This window comes from Rhodococcus sp. NPDC003382 (assembly GCF_053589135.1).
Genome location: NZ_JBSFRH010000066.1, coordinates 1 through 13438, shown reverse-complemented (window position 1 = coordinate 13438; position 13438 = coordinate 1). Strand labels below are relative to the sequence as shown.

The following is a 13438-nucleotide window of genomic DNA, read 5'->3' as shown; positions in this document are numbered from 1 at the left end:
GCCGTCGCGGCGGGTCACCCGCCGAGGAAACTGCCCCACACGAATCCGGCGAGCAGGACCGAGAACCCGCCCATCTCGCCGACGATGAGCGCGGTCATCGCGACGGTCGTGGTCCGGTCCGGACGCTCGAACTGGTTGGTGGTGTCGCGCAGTGCGCCGTGCACGATGTAGCTGCCGATCGCGATCACGAAGAACGCCACCAGCACTCCGGCGGCGACCAGGTTCACCGCCGTCGGCCACGCGCTCGACTCGACGAACACCGCGGTGAGCAGCGTCGCGAACGAGTACAGCAACGCCGAACGGTGTGCGATGTCGACGTACGGGTGCGCGAGATGGTTCTCCGACGTGACCATCTGCCGGTACTTCCATACGCCGAGGCCGAGCGCGAGCAGGAAGATCAGCCCCGCGGCGAGCACCGTCAACTCCGTATCGATCCCCACATCCATCGCGCAAGTATGGCGGCGGGTGCGGGGTTGCACCAGATTCAGCTGCAGCCGCTGGTGTTTCCGCACGACGGACATGCATGGCACGAACCGGAGCGCTGCATCCGGACCCCGCACTGCATGCAGTACGGGGCGTCCGACTCCCGGCCGGAGGTGCCTGCATGGCCCTGGCGGGTGTCGGTGACCGTCTCGGCGGTCTCGGTGCTGCCGGGCAACCGGTCCGACCGTTCCGAGGTGGTGTGGATCCCCAGATCCATACGGACGTCCGGTTCCAGGTAGTCGATCGCGAGCCGCCGGAAGATGTAATCGAGGATCGACGTGGCCAGCCGCAGGTCGGGATCGTCCGTGATGCCCGCGGGCTCGAACCGGGTACTGGTGAACGCCCGCACGAACGTGCTCAACGGAACCCCGTACTGCAGGCCGTAACTGACCGACATCGAGAACGCATCCATGATCCCGGCCAGGGTCGAGCCCTGCTTCGACACGCGCAGGAACATCTCCCCGGGCCTGCCGTCGTCGTACTCGCCGATCGTGAAGAAGCCCTTGCAGTCCGCGACCCGGAACTCGAAGGTGCGCGAATTACGGGTCCGCGGAAGGCGTTCGCGCCGCGGGGCCGGCACCGCCGCATCCGGAACCGCGGTCCCCGGGACCGCCGCTGTCGACGTCGCCTGCGTCGGTGCGCCCGACAACGGTTGTCCGAGCTTGCAGTTGTCCCGGTACACCGCGACCGCCTTGAGCCCCAGTCGCCAACTGTCGAGGTACAGATCCTCGATGTCGCGCACGGTCGCGGACTCGGGCAGGTTCACCGTCTTCGAGATCGCACCCGACAGGAACGGCTGCACCGCAGCCATCATCAGCACATGCCCGCGCGGCTCGATCACGTTGTCGCCCATCGATGTCGCGAACACCGCGCGATGCTCGTCGCGGATGTGCGCGGCGTCCGTCAGGGTGCGACGGGTATCCAGGTGGGTCACCACGTCCGCGACCTGCGCCGGGGTGTAACCGAGTCGCGACAGGGCGCGCGGCACCGTGCGGTTGACGATCGACAGCGTGCCACCGCCGACCAGCTTCTTCGACTTGACCAGCGCCAGATCCGGTTCGATACCCGTTGTGTCGCAATCCATTGCGAGACCGATCGTGCCGGTCGGGGCGAGTACCGTCACCTGGCTGTTGCGCACACCGTGCTCGGCCGCCCCCGCGACCGCCTCGTCCCAGCTCTCCCGGGCCGCGGCGAGCACCGGACCGGGAGCGAGATCGGCGTCGACGTCGTCGAGTGCGCCGCGATGCCGCGCGAGCACGGCGAGGGTCGGCTCCCGGTTCTCGGCGAATCCGTCGAACGGCCCCAGCCGCTCGGCCAGGCGCGCCGAGACCGCGTAGGCGTGCCCGGTCATCAGGGCGGTTATCGCCGCGGCGTACGCGCGGCCGGCATCGCTGTCGTAGGGCAGGCCCGAAGCCATCAGCAACGCACCGAGATTCGCGTATCCCAACCCGAGCTGGCGGAACCGCCGCGAGGTCTCACCGATCCGCCCGGTCGGATAGTCGGCGCGGCCCACGAGAATCTCCTGGGCGGTGATGAGTACCGCCACCGCATGCCGGAACCCGTCCACGTCGAACGTGCCGTCCTCGAGCAGGAACGTCAGCAGGTTCAGGCTCGCCAGGTTGCATGCGGAAGCGTCGAGATGCATGTACTCCGAGCACGGATTCGACGCATTGATCCGGCCGGTCACCGCCGCGGTGTTCCAGCGGTTTATGGTGGTGTCGAACTGGATGCCCGGGTCCGCGCACTCCCACGCGGCAGATGCGATGCGCCCGAACAACTCTCGTGCCGACACGGTACGCACCGTCGAGCCGGTGGTGACCGCCCGCAGCGGCCACTGCGCGTCGTCGACGACCGCCTGCATGAACTCGTCGGTGACCCGCACCGAGTTGTTGGCGTTCTGGTACTGCACCGAATGGCTGTCGCGGCCGTCGAGTCCCATGTCGAAACCCGCGGCGTCGAGCACGCGGGCCTTACGTTCCTCGATGGCCTTGCACTCCACGAACTCCTCGATGTCGGGATGGCCGACGTCGAGGATCACCATCTTCGCGGCCCGCCGGGTCTTGCCGCCGGACTTGATGGTCCCGGCCGAGGCGTCCGCGCCGCGCATGAAACTGACCGGGCCCGACGCGGTACCGCCCCCACCCAGGGGTTCGGCGGACGACCGGATCCGGGACAGGTTGACCCCGGCCCCGGAACCGCCTTTGAAGATCACCGCCTCCTGCCGGTACCACTCGAGTATCGAATCGATGCTGTCGTCGACCGACAGGATGAAACAGGCGCTGGCCTGCTGCGGAACGTCCGGGACGCCGATGTTGAACCACACCGGGCTGTTGAACGACGCCTTCTGGTGCAGGAGCAGGTACGTCAGTTCGGCCGCGAACGCCTCCGGGTCGTCGAGGTGGCCGTCCGCGGTGCCCCACGCGGTGATGGTGTCGACGATGCGGGCCACGACGTCGCGCAGCGAGGTCTCCCGGCCCGGCGAGCCCAGTTCGCCGCGGAAGTATTTCTGGCTGACGATGTCCGTCGCGTTCTGCGACCAGTCGGACGGGAATTCGACATCCTTCTGCTCGAACACCACCGCGCCGGTGCCGTGGTGCACGATGCGGGCGTCGCGCCGCTGCCAGTCCACCTCGTCCGCGGGATCACGGCCGGCGGTGGTGAAGTGCCGGACATCGGCGGCGGTGAAATCCCGCACGTCGGCGCGGCCGATGTCGGGCGCGTCACCGTCGTGCTCGTGCGTCCTGCTGTCCGTCTGGCTACTGCCCATCGCATCCTCCCGGAACGAACGCCGGTGCCACATATAGTCCCACCATGATCTCACCGCGTCTCGGCACTCCGCTGTCGCCGAATGCCACTCGTGTCCTCATGCTCGGCGCAGGCGAACTAGGGAAAGAAGTCACCATCGCGCTGCAACGGCTGGGTGTGGAGGTGGTCGCCGTGGACCGGTACTCGAACGCGCCCGGGCAGCAGGTCGCGCATCGCGCCCACACCGTCGACATGGGTGACCCCCAGGCGCTCCTCGCGATCATCGAGGCCGAACGACCCGACCTGGTGGTCCCCGAAATCGAGGCCATCGCCACCGACGCGCTCGCCGTCGTCGAGGAACGCGGGCTCGCCGAGGTCATTCCCACCGCACGCGCCACGCAGCTGACCATGAACCGGGAAGGAATCCGGCGTCTGGCCGCCGAGGAACTGGGCCTGCCCACCTCGCCCTACCGGTTCGCCGAATCGCTCGCGGAGGTGCTCGCCGCAGCCGAGGCGGTCGGCTATCCGTGCGTCGTGAAGCCGGTGATGTCGTCGTCGGGGAAGGGACAGTCGACGGTGCGGTCCGCCGACGAGATGCCCGCCGCCTGGGACTACGCCCTGGCCGGGGGGCGCATCAACCACGGCCGGGTCATCGTCGAAGGGTTCGTGGACTTCGACTACGAGATCACCCAGCTCACGGTCCGCGCGGTCGGTGACTCCGGCGACGTCGAGACGTTCTTCTGCGAGCCGATCGGGCACGTGCAGAGCCGCGGCGACTACATCGAGTCGTGGCAGCCGCAGCCGATGAGCGAGGCGGCGCTGACCCGGGCACGGGAGATCGCGGCGGCGGTCACCGGCGCGCTCGGCGGCCGCGGCGTGTTCGGTGTCGAGCTGTTCGTCAAGGGCGACGAGGTGTACTTCTCCGAGGTCAGTCCCCGCCCGCACGACACCGGCCTGGTCACCCTGCGCAGCCAGCGGCTGTCGGAGTTCGAACTGCACGCCCGCGCGATCCTCGGGCTCCCGGTCGACACGTCGCTGCTCGCGCCGGGTGCGTCCGCCGTGATCTACGGGGGCGTCGACGCCACCGGTATCGCGTTCGAGGGCGTGACCGACGCGCTGCGCGTGCCCGAGTCCGACCTGCGGTTGTTCGGCAAGCCCGAGTCCTACGCGCGTCGGCGGATGGGGGTGGCCGTGGCCACCGGCCCGGACATCGACACCGCCCGGGCCCGGGCGGGCGAGGCCGCCTCCCTCGTGCGGCCGGTCGCACCGTGAGCGCCGGCGCGGAGGCCCTCGTCGGCCTCGCGATCCTCGTCGGCCTGTTCGGGATCGTCGTGCCGATCCTGCCGGGCACCATCCTGATCTTCGGCGCGATCCTGGTGTGGGCGATCCTCACCGGCGGGACCACCGCGTGGGTCGTGTTCGTGATCGCGACGGTCGCCCTGGTCGTCACCGGCGTCGTGAAGTACACGTGGCCCGGCAAACGGATCCGGCAGGCGGGTGTGCCGACCCGCTCGCTCGTCGTCGGTGGGCTCGTCGGGATCGTCGGATTCTTCGTGGTGCCGGTGATCGGCCTGGTACTGGGTTTCCTGCTCGGCATGTACCTGTCCGAGGCGCAGCGGCACCGCACCCATCGCGGTGCGTGGGATTCGACGGTCGAGGCGACCAAGGCGGTCGGCCTGTCGATGCTCGTGGAACTGCTCGGCGGCCTCATCGCCGCCGGCGCCTGGCTGTGGGCCGTGCTGTTCGTCCTCTGAGCTCCGCGCGTGCTTGCTCAGGCTCGGCCTGCCGTCGTCCTGCCCGGTCTCCGAAACAGAACGAACGGTACACCCAGTCGATCTGATCGAGTGAGTGTACCGTTCGCTCAGGAAAACGGCGGGTCGGCCGCGGGTCAGGCCTTGTGGGGCTCCGACGCGCGGAACATGTCGTCACGCTCGACGACCTTCACGCGCTCGCGGCCCTCGGCCTCGCCCAGGCTGCGCTCGTGCGCGTCGAGGCGGTACCAGCCCTGCCACGTGGTGTACGGCAGCTCCTTGGCCTCGAGGAACGCGACGACGGCGTCCTGGTCGGGCTCGGCCGGGGTGTTGAGGCGGCCCTTGGCGTGGTCCTCGAGCAGGTTCGCGACCGTCTCGTTCGCGTCGCCCTTGGTGTGGCCGATCAGGCCGACCGGGCCGCGCTTGATCCAGCCGGTGACGTAGGTGTGCGGCAGGAACCGGTCGTGGCCCTCGGCGGTCTCGTCGGCGACGACGCGCCCGGCCTCGTTGGGGACGGTGCCGGCCTGGTCGTCGAACGGCAGCTGCGCGATGTTCTGCGACAGGTAGCCCACGGCGCGGTAGACCGCCTGGACCTCCCAGTCGTTGAACCTGCCGGTGCCGCGGACGTTGCCGGTGCCGTCGAGTTCGGTGCGCTCGGTGCGCAGACCGACGACCTTGCCGTCCTCGCCGAGCACCTCGGCGGGCGACTCGAAGAAGTGCAGGAACAGCTTGTGCGGGCGGTCGCCCACGTCGCGGATCGCCCAGTCCTGCAGGGTGTTGGCGACCATGTCGACCTGCTTGGAGTTGCGGCGCGCGAGCTCGGAGCCCTCGTCGTACTCGATGTCCTCCGGATCGACGATGACCTCGATGGTGGGCGAGTGGTCGAGTTCGCGCAGCTCGAGCGGGGTGAACTTGGCCTGCGCCGGGCCGCGGCGACCGAAGACGTGCACCTCGACGGCCTTGTTCTTCTTCAGGCCCTCGTAGACGTTCGGCGGGATCTCGGTCGGCAGCAGTTCGTCGCCGGTCTTGGCGAGCACCCGGGCGATGTCGAGGGCGACGTTGCCGACGCCGAGCACCGCGACCTTCTCGGCCTCGAGCGGCCACTCGCGCGGCACGTCCGGGTGGCCGTCGTACCAGGACACGAAGTCGGCGGCGCCGTAGCTGCCGTCGAGGTCGATGCCGGGGATGTTCAGGGCCCGGTCGGCGTTGGCGCCGGTGGAGAAGATCACCGCGTCGTAGAACCGCTTGAGGTCCTCGAGGGTGAAGTCGGTGCCGTAGTCGAGGTTGCCGAGCAGGCGGACCTGCGGCTTGTCGAGCACCTTGTGCAGGGCGGTGATGATGCCCTTGATGCGCGGGTGGTCCGGGGCCACGCCGTAGCGGATCAGGCCGAACGGCGCCGGCATGCGTTCGAACAGGTCGATGCTGACCCCGGGATCCTGCGCAGTGTCGGACTTCATGAGCGCATCGGCGGCGTAGATACCGGCGGGGCCGGCACCGACGATGGCGACGCGAAGGGGACGAGTCTGATCGGTCATCAGGGGTCAACTACCTCTTCGGAGAACGGACGGACGTGATTCAGCTTAATTTAGGTTGCCCTCTGATGGGCCGACACGGTGCCGCGGCAGACGGGCGGCGAGTGCGTGCAGAACGCAGCTGGGTGGGGAATCGCTTCAGCGACAACACATATGGGCAGACACACGACAGAGGTCGACGGCGAGACGTCGAACGAGGTGTGCGTAGGCCATGAACCAATTCCTACCTCGAGAGGGTTTATTGAGGCAAATGCGCCCCGACCGGCGGCAATCGACCTCCACCTAGGATCGGGGGCATGGCAGACAAGCGACCCGCACCCGAACCGGACCCCGACGAGCCCGAACGCAGCACCGCCGGACCGTTCCTCGGGGCCCTCGCCGTCGTGGTCGTGCTCATCCTCGTCGTCGTCGCCGGGCAGGTCTTCGGACCGTCCGACGAGTCCCTGAGCGACTCCGATCTGGTGTCCCGGACGGTCGACGACTACGTGCGAGCGCACAACGCCGACGACGACGATGCGATGACGCGGCTTCGCTGCGCCGAGCTGCCCGCCGATCAGGCTCCGCTCGCCGACGTCGACGGGGAGGCCACGATCGACAAGTTCGGCACCGTCGACATCGAGGGAGACCGGGGCCGCGTCGAGACCCGCACCACCGTCGACGGAGAGCAGGACACGGTCGTCTGGTCGTTGACGCGCGTCGACGGCGACTGGCGGATCTGCACCGCCTGATTCCCCGCCCGCCTCGCAGGCCCCGACACGTCTGTGGAAAGCTGGTGCGGTGAGCTACGCAGGTGATATAACGCCGCAGCAAGCCTGGGAGCTGCTGCAGGAAAACCCGGATGCCGTGCTCGTCGATGTGCGTACCGACGCCGAGTGGAAGTACGTCGGGGTCCCCGAGACCTCGTCCATCGGTCGCCGCACCGTCTTCGTCGAATGGGTCGGCTACCCGAACGGTGCGCCCAACCCCCGGTTCGTCGACGAACTGCGCGAGGCCGGCATCGAAAAAGGGCCGGTCGTCTTCCTGTGTCGCTCGGGGCAGCGTTCCATCGGTGCCGCCGTCGCGGCGACCGCTGCGGGCCTGACCCCGTCCTACAACGTTCTCGAAGGATTCGAAGGCGCCCTCGACCCCGAGGGTCATCGCGGCGCCCAGGGCTGGCGGGCCGCGGGCCTGCCGTGGAGGCAGTCGTGAGTGCAACTCCCCAGGGTGGCGCGTTCCAGCGGCCACTGCCCGATTCGGTGCGCCCTGCCACGGTCGGTGTCCGCGGCGGCCTGCTGCGCTCCGGATTCGAGGAGACCTCCGAGGCGCTGTACCTCAACTCCGGCTTCGTGTACGAATCGGCCGAGGCCGCCGAGCAGGCCTTCACCGGTGAGGTCGACCACTTCGTCTACTCCCGGTACGGCAACCCGACCGTGAAGATGTTCGAGGAGCGGCTGCGGCTGCTCGACGGCGCGGAAGGCGCGTATGCCACCGCCAGCGGCATGTCCGCGGTGTTCACCGCGCTCGGTGCGCTGCTCGGCCAGGGCGACCGCCTCGTCGCGGCCCGCAGCCTGTTCGGTTCGTGCTTCGTGGTGTGCAACGAGATCCTGCCCCGGTGGGGTGTGGAGACCGTGTTCGTCGACGGCGAGGACCTCGACCAGTGGGAGCAGGCACTGTCGGTGCCGACCACCGCGGTGTTCTTCGAGACCCCGTCGAACCCGATGCAGACCCTCGTCGACGTCCGCAAGGTCTCGGAGATGGCACACGCTGCCGGCGCGAAAGTGGTGCTGGACAACGTGTTCGCCACCCCGCTGCTGCAGCGCAGCCTCGACCTCGGCGCCGACATCATCGTCTACTCCGGCACCAAGCACATCGACGGCCAGGGCCGCGTGCTCGGCGGTGCCATCCTCGGCCCGAAGGACTACATCGACGGGCCCGTGCAGCAGCTCATCCGCCACACCGGTCCGGCGCTGAGCCCGTTCAACGCCTGGACGCTGCTCAAGGGCCTCGAGACGATGCCGCTGCGCGTGCAGCGCTCGGTGGACACCGCGCTCGAAATCGCCCGGTTCCTCGAGACGCAGGACGCGGTGAACTGGGTCAAGTACCCGTACCTCGAATCGCATCCGCAGTACGAACTCGCCCGGTCGCAGATGAGCGGCGGCGGAACCGTCGTCACCTTCGAGCTCGCCGCCGCCGAGGGCGAAGGCAAGAAGAAGGCGTTCGAGCTGCTCAACAAGCTGCGGATCGTCGACATCTCCAACAACCTCGGTGACGCGAAGTCGCTCATCACGCACCCGGCGACGACGACGCACCGCGCGATGGGCCCGGAAGGACGCGCCGCGATCGGCCTGGCAGACGGGGTGGTGCGCCTGTCCGTGGGACTGGAGGATCCCCAGGATCTCCTCGAGGATCTCCAGCAGGCGCTGTCCTGAGCTGGTAAGCCGTGGGCTACGCTGCGGGTGTCCTGTCACGCCGACAGGGCACCCGCTGCGTTTTCGGTGAAGCCGGTGCGAGTCCGGCGCTGTCCCGCAACTGTGAATCCCGTACCTCGGGGGAGCCAGGTCAGCCGGCGTCGCGGGCCGTACGTACTGGTCCTCGGACGAAGGACGGTGGCGTGCCGCAACGCATCCGTTGCAGCCGTGCTGTTTTCGTCCTCCGAGCAACGGAGGATGGCTGTGCCCCTCGACAACACCCGACGGTTGTGCGCCGCCGGCATCACGGTATTCGCCCTCTTCGCCGCCGGGTGCTCCGGTGGCGACGACACCTCACCCGCCGGTGAGACCGACTCGGCTTCCGCCGACGTCCCGCAGGCCATCGTGTCGTTGAGCCCGACCAGCACCGAGATGCTCTACGCCATCGGCGCGGGCGACCAGGTGATCGCCGTCGACGACCGGTCCGACTACCCGGCCGAGGCACCCGTCACCGACCTGTCGGGCTTCACCCCCAACGTCGAGGCGATCCTCGGATACGAACCCGACCTGGTGGTCTCCAACGCCGACACGGCGGATCTCGTCGCCGGACTCGAACAGGCCGGGGTCGAAACCCTGATCCTTCCGGCCGCAGAGGACTTGGACGACACCTACGACCAGATCGAGCAGCTCGGCGCCGCCACCGGACACGTCGGCGAAGCGGCCGAACTCGTCGCGCAGATGAAGACGGACATCGACGAGACCCTCGCCGGCCTCCCCGAACGGGAAACTCCGCTCACCTACTACCACGAGCTCGACAACACCTTCTACAGCGTCACCGACGACACCTACATCGGGCAGATCTACGGGATGCTCGGCCTCAGGTCCATCGCCACCGGTGGCGACGGCTACCCGCAGCTGTCGAACGAGTTCATCCTCGAACAGAACCCCGACGTCGTGTTCCTCGCCGACGGGCAATGCTGCGGCGTGACGCCGGAAGTCGTCGCCGCGCGCGCCGGCTGGAACGAACTCAGCGCCGTGCGCGACGGTCGCGTCTACGTCCTCGACGAGGACATCGCCAGCCGATGGGGTCCGCGCGTCGTGGATCTCGTGCGCGAACTCGCCGCGATCGTCGCGGCAGCACCGGCAGCCCAGCCCACACCGTGACATCGACGCCGCGCCGCCGCGCCCTCGTGCTGGGTGGCGCGGCGCTCGTTCTCCTCGCCGCGATGCTCCTCGGGATCCTGGTCGGTCCCGCGGGGCTCACCGCGCGCGGCGTCCTGCTCGACATGGCCGATGCGCTGCCGTTCGTCGACGTCGACTCCGGGTTGTCCACGCGCCAGCAGGCGATCCTGTGGAACATCCGCATGCCGCGCGTGGTTCTCGGTGCCGTGGTCGGCGCGATGCTCGCGATCGCCGGAGCCGCCTACCAGGGCGTGTTCCGCAATCCGCTCGCCGACCCCTACCTTCTCGGAGTGTCGAGCGGTGCGGGTCTCGGGGCGACCCTCGCCATCGTCGTCGGCGGCGCAGCCGGATTCGCCGGGGTGCCCATGGCCGCATTCGCAGGCGGTTTGCTCGCGGTGGCCGCCACGTACATGCTCGGACGCTCCGTCGGCACCGGGCGCACCGAAGTGGTCATCATCCTCGCCGGTGTGGCCGTCGCTGCGTTCGCCAACGCCATCCAGACGTTCTTCATGCAGCTGCACGACGACACGCTGCGTCAGGTGTATTCGTGGATGCTCGGTCGCCTGTCCACCGACGGCTGGTCCGACGTCCTGACAATCCTGCCCTACGTGATCGTGTCGGTCGCTGTCATCGCGCTGCACCGGCGGACTCTCGACGTCATGTCGGTCGGCGACGTCGAAGCGTCGAGTCTCGGCATCGACCCGGCCCGCGTCCGTCTGGTTCTGGTGGGCGTGGCCACTCTCGGCACCGCCGCCGTGGTGTCCGCCAGCGGGCTCATCGGATTCGTCGGCATCGTCATCCCGCACGCGGTGCGCCTCGTCGTGGGTCCCGGCCACCGACTGTTGCTGCCGCTGTCGCTCATGGTGGGTGCGGCCTTCATCGTTCTCGCCGACATCGTCGCTCGCACCGCGATGTCACCGGCCGAACTTCCCATCGGTGTCGTCACCGCCGCGATCGGCGCGCCGTTCTTCCTGTTCGTCCTGCGTCGCAGCCGGGGTGTCGCATGACCGTGACGTGTAAGTCTGTGTCGGCCAAACGCGGAGGAGTCGAGGTCCTCCACGACATCGACCTCGTCGTGTCCGCCGGAACGTGGGTGTCGCTCGTGGGCCCCAACGGTTCGGGCAAGACGACACTGCTGCATTCGATCGCCGGACTGGTCGCCGCGACCGGCGACATCACCGTCGCCGGCGTGACGCCCCGCAAGTCCGGTCGACGCGCGGTGGCGCGGGCGGTCGCGTTGATGCCGCAGCGGCCGATCGTTCCCGAAGGGGTCACGGTGCGGGAACTGATCCGGCTCGGACGCACCGCCCACATTCCGCGTTTCGGCAGCGAGAAGCCGCATGATCTGGAGATCGTCGACCGGGTCATCGCCCGGCTCGAACTCGAAGACTTCGCGCCCCGCTCGGCAACCGAGTTGTCCGGCGGAGAACTGCAACGAGTGGTGCTGGCGCGCGCACTGGCGCAGCAACCCGACGTGCTCCTGCTCGACGAACCCACCAGTGCCCTCGACATCGGTCACCAACAGCAGGTGCTCGACCTCGTCGATTCCATGCGGTGCGAGGAGAACCTGACGGTGATCGCCGCGATGCACGATCTCACGTCCGCGGCCCAGTACGGCCAGCGCCTGGTCCTCCTCGACCGAGGACGCATCGTCGCCGACGGACCGCCCGCCGAGGTGCTCACCGCCGACCGGATCGCGCAGGTGTACGGGGCGCGGGTCGAAGTGCTCGACCGTCGTGACGGCCGGGCGGTACTGCCCCTGCGGGAACGGGAGGACGCGTGATGGAGGTCGTACTCCTCGGGACGGGTGCCGCCGACGGGTGGCCCAACCCGTTCTGCCGTTGCCTCTCGTGCCTCGACGCGGAGCGGCGCGGTGAAATCCGCGGGCAGACAGCGGCTCTCGTCGACGACGTGCTGATGCTCGACTGCGGGCCCGAAGCGCCGCGGGCGGCGGTGCGCGCGGGCCGGACGCTGGCCGGGGTGCGGCACCTGCTGCTCACCCATTCGCACGCCGACCATCTGGGACCCCAGGTGTTGTTGTTCCGGTCGTGGATCGAGGCGGGGCACGAACTCGAGGTGATCGGTCCGGTCGATGCGCTGGACGTGTGCCGTCCCTGGGTGGGGCCGGACGATCCGGTGCGCTTCGTCCCGGTGGCGGCGGGCGACCGTCTGGCGGTGGGGGAGTACGACATACGGGTCCTTCCAGCGCGCCACCGGGTATTCCGCGACGGTGATGCTGTCCTCTACGATCTCGCCGATGCGCGCGGGGCGCGGCTGCTGTGGGCCTGCGACACGGGCGTGTGGCCGGCGGAGTGGTTCGACGGCGTACGCGGCGCGGAGTACGACGCGGTGTTCCTCGAGGAAACGTTCGGTGACCGTTCCGATCTGTCCGACGGGCATCTCGGGTTGCCGGAGTTCGCGACGATGGTCGACGGAATGCGCGGCGTCGGTGCGATCACGGACACGACGGATGTGGTTGCGGTGCATCTCGGTCATCACAATCCTGTGATGGCGGAGCTCGGGGAGCGGTTGCGTAGAAGTGGCGCCCGAGCCGGGCGCGACGGTGAGGTGGTGCACGTGGGCGGCGGCAGTCGCGGTGGGGGACATCGGACGCTGGTGCTCGGTGGTGTGCGGTCGGGGAAGTCCCGACACGCGGAAGAGTTGTGTTCGAAGTTCCCGTCGGTCACGTACGTGGCGACGGGCGGTGTCCGCGAGGGCGACGCCGAATGGGCGCAGCGGGTGGCGTTGCATCGGGACCGGCGACCGGATACCTGGGCGACGATCGAGACGGTGGACGTGGCCGACGTATTGCGGTCGGCGACGACGCCACTGCTCATCGACTGCCTCGGTACGTGGCTCACCGCGCGCTTGGATCTGCACGGTGTGTGGGACGGAGCAGACGTCGCCGCGGTCGACGCAGATATCGACGAATTGCTCAGCGCGTGGCAGGCGTGTGCGGTTCCGGTCGTGGCTGTCACCAACGAGGTGGGTAGCGGTGTGGTTCCGGCGACGGCGTCGGGCCGGCTGTTCCGAGATCTGCTGGGCCGGCTCAATACCCGTGTGGCCGAGGTGTCGGACGCGGTAACCCTCGTAGTCGCGGGCATTCCTGTTTCCTTGCGCTGACCGCTAATACCATGGATGCGTCAATGGAGTCGGGATTTCCGACGTGATCTTGCTCCGTACCTTCGGTGACGTCTATGAAATCGTTATGTACATCGAGCGTGCACAATACCCGGTCATTTTCCGAAATTTCTTGGGATAACTGAGGTTTTCTCACCAGGCGGGGGCTTGTAGGTGAAGAAGCACGAGGGCGGCAGCGGTTATCGCGCCGATCCTCCACGGACACAGACTGATTCGT

12 protein-coding genes, 1 pseudogene and 1 riboswitch are annotated in these 13438 nt (G+C 68.6%); of the genes and pseudogenes, 9 read left to right on the top strand and 4 right to left on the bottom strand.

What is annotated here, in order from left to right; all coding sequences use genetic code 11:
• Window positions 1-14: 14 nt before the first annotated feature.
• Together ACWDUD_RS28245 and ACWDUD_RS28240 are read right to left on the bottom strand one after the other, a co-directional pair.
• Entirely contained in the window at window positions 15-446 is a 432-nt protein-coding gene (locus tag ACWDUD_RS28245; RefSeq protein WP_450111475.1) for a hypothetical protein, read from the bottom strand.
• Window positions 447-484: 38 nt separating this feature from the next.
• Window positions 485-3250, bottom strand: a complete 2766-nt coding sequence (locus tag ACWDUD_RS28240; RefSeq protein WP_450111474.1) for a vitamin B12-dependent ribonucleotide reductase — start codon at window positions 3248-3250, stop codon at window positions 485-487.
• 44 nt (window positions 3251-3294) lie between these two features.
• Here ACWDUD_RS28240 and purT point away from each other — a divergent pair, with 44 nt between their 5' ends.
• Both purT and ACWDUD_RS28230 read left to right on the top strand, forming a co-directional pair.
• Window positions 3295-4500: a formate-dependent phosphoribosylglycinamide formyltransferase gene (gene purT / locus ACWDUD_RS28235; RefSeq protein WP_450111473.1), complete on the top strand. Its 1206-nt coding sequence runs from the start codon at window positions 3295-3297 to the stop codon at window positions 4498-4500.
• Window positions 4497-4982 (top strand): DUF456 domain-containing protein, encoded by a 486-nt coding sequence (locus ACWDUD_RS28230; RefSeq protein ID WP_450111472.1) that lies wholly within the window; start codon window positions 4497-4499, stop codon window positions 4980-4982. Before purT ends, ACWDUD_RS28230 begins: the two co-directional genes overlap by 4 nt.
• Before the next feature lie 134 nt (window positions 4983-5116).
• On the opposite strand, the gene ACWDUD_RS28225 is transcribed toward ACWDUD_RS28230, so the two are convergent.
• Window positions 5117-6514 carry an FAD-dependent oxidoreductase gene (locus ACWDUD_RS28225; protein WP_450111471.1) on the bottom strand — a complete coding sequence of 466 codons (1398 nt, stop codon included), beginning with the start codon at window positions 6512-6514 and terminating at the stop codon, window positions 5117-5119.
• 293 nt (window positions 6515-6807) lie between these two features.
• Here ACWDUD_RS28225 and ACWDUD_RS28220 point away from each other — a divergent pair, with 293 nt between their 5' ends.
• The 7 genes from ACWDUD_RS28220 to cobU all read left to right on the top strand — a co-directional run bounded on the left by ACWDUD_RS28220 (window position 6808) and on the right by cobU (window position 13203).
• On the top strand, window positions 6808-7239 hold the full coding sequence (locus ACWDUD_RS28220; RefSeq protein ID WP_248672983.1) for a nuclear transport factor 2 family protein: 432 nt from the start codon (window positions 6808-6810) through the stop codon (window positions 7237-7239).
• A 49-nt stretch (window positions 7240-7288) separates the two neighbouring features.
• Complete coding sequence (locus ACWDUD_RS28215; RefSeq protein ID WP_197250330.1) at window positions 7289-7699, top strand: rhodanese-like domain-containing protein; 411 nt, start codon at window positions 7289-7291, stop codon at window positions 7697-7699.
• Entirely contained in the window at window positions 7696-8919 is a 1224-nt protein-coding gene (locus ACWDUD_RS28210; RefSeq protein WP_450111470.1) for an O-succinylhomoserine sulfhydrylase, read from the top strand. Before ACWDUD_RS28215 ends, ACWDUD_RS28210 begins: the two co-directional genes overlap by 4 nt.
• A gap of 21 nt (window positions 8920-8940) precedes the next feature.
• A riboswitch (cobalamin riboswitch) is annotated at window positions 8941-9075 on the top strand.
• An 81-nt stretch (window positions 9076-9156) separates the two neighbouring features.
• The gene (locus tag ACWDUD_RS28205) at window positions 9157-10062 is read left to right on the top strand and encodes an ABC transporter substrate-binding protein (protein ID WP_282581697.1); all 906 of its coding nucleotides are present in this window, start codon (window positions 9157-9159) and stop codon (window positions 10060-10062) included.
• A gap of 62 nt (window positions 10063-10124) precedes the next feature.
• Window positions 10125-11087 (top strand): FecCD family ABC transporter permease, encoded by a 963-nt coding sequence (locus ACWDUD_RS28200; RefSeq protein ID WP_231609838.1) that lies wholly within the window; start codon window positions 10125-10127, stop codon window positions 11085-11087.
• Window positions 11084-11863 carry an ABC transporter ATP-binding protein gene (locus ACWDUD_RS28195; RefSeq protein ID WP_197250327.1) on the top strand — a complete coding sequence of 260 codons (780 nt, stop codon included), beginning with the start codon at window positions 11084-11086 and terminating at the stop codon, window positions 11861-11863. Before ACWDUD_RS28200 ends, ACWDUD_RS28195 begins: the two co-directional genes overlap by 4 nt.
• Window positions 11863-13203: a bifunctional adenosylcobinamide kinase/adenosylcobinamide-phosphate guanylyltransferase gene (gene cobU, locus ACWDUD_RS28190; protein ID WP_450111469.1), complete on the top strand. Its 1341-nt coding sequence runs from the start codon at window positions 11863-11865 to the stop codon at window positions 13201-13203. The genes ACWDUD_RS28195 and cobU overlap by 1 nt, the downstream gene beginning before the upstream one ends.
• Window positions 13204-13353: 150 nt before the next feature.
• On the opposite strand, the pseudogene ACWDUD_RS28185 reads toward cobU, so the two are convergent.
• A pseudogene (locus ACWDUD_RS28185) lies at window positions 13354-13438 on the bottom strand (IS5/IS1182 family transposase); the annotation flags it as partial.

Coding starts and splice junctions, on each gene's coding strand:
- ACWDUD_RS28240 (WP_450111474.1), bottom strand. CDS start 3,250: ATGGGCAGTAGCCAGACGGACAGCAGGACGCACGAGCACGACGGTGAC.
- ACWDUD_RS28225 (WP_450111471.1), bottom strand. CDS start 6,514: ATGACCGATCAGACTCGTCCCCTTCGCGTCGCCATCGTCGGTGCCGGC.
- cobU (WP_450111469.1), top strand. CDS start 11,863: ATGGAGGTCGTACTCCTCGGGACGGGTGCCGCCGACGGGTGGCCCAAC.
- purT (WP_450111473.1), top strand. CDS start 3,295: ATGATCTCACCGCGTCTCGGCACTCCGCTGTCGCCGAATGCCACTCGT.
- ACWDUD_RS28220 (WP_248672983.1), top strand. CDS start 6,808: ATGGCAGACAAGCGACCCGCACCCGAACCGGACCCCGACGAGCCCGAA.
- ACWDUD_RS28200 (WP_231609838.1), top strand. CDS start 10,125: ATGCTCCTCGGGATCCTGGTCGGTCCCGCGGGGCTCACCGCGCGCGGC.
- ACWDUD_RS28245 (WP_450111475.1), bottom strand. CDS start 446: ATGGATGTGGGGATCGATACGGAGTTGACGGTGCTCGCCGCGGGGCTG.
- ACWDUD_RS28205 (WP_282581697.1), top strand. CDS start 9,157: ATGGCTGTGCCCCTCGACAACACCCGACGGTTGTGCGCCGCCGGCATC.
- ACWDUD_RS28195 (WP_197250327.1), top strand. CDS start 11,084: ATGACCGTGACGTGTAAGTCTGTGTCGGCCAAACGCGGAGGAGTCGAG.